Origin of the sequence: Vibrio sp. 10N.222.55.A1, from assembly GCF_041473835.1 — a bacterium.
Lineage (GTDB): Bacteria > Pseudomonadota > Gammaproteobacteria > Enterobacterales > Vibrionaceae > Vibrio > Vibrio crassostreae_C.
On sequence record NZ_JBFRSX010000117.1, the window covers coordinates 1 to 388 of the forward strand.

Annotated in this window: 1 tRNA gene; it reads right to left on the reverse strand. The window is 35.6% G+C overall.

The features are described 5' to 3' along the window. Positions 1-271: 271 nt before the first annotated feature. A tRNA-Glu gene (locus AB4493_RS21590) sits at positions 272-347 on the reverse strand. Positions 348-388: the final 41 nt, after the last annotated feature.

Consider the following 388-nt stretch of genomic DNA (forward strand, 5'->3'; position numbering starts at 1 on the left):
CTGTTTGCCGGACTCAATTTCGATTCAAACTAAGTTTGAATCACTCTTTATTTCCACTTTTAAAAAGTGAAGACAAAAAGCCAAGACACTTGAATGTGTTTGTTGTGTTTATACCGTTCTTATTAAATAAGAGCAGATAAACATTGAGAACTTTTAAATTTGATTGAATTACTCGTAAGTAAATCAATCAGTCAGCTTTCCAAATTGTTAAAGAGCTTGATTCAATAAATTGAACCATTTTTAAAAACACTTAAATAAATGTGCTTAAAGATGGTATCCCGTAGGGGAGTCGAACCCCTGTTACCGCCGTGAAAGGGCGGTGTCCTAGGCCTCTAGACGAACGGGACATAGGTTACTCTTAACTGTTTAAACATATCAATCTGTGTGG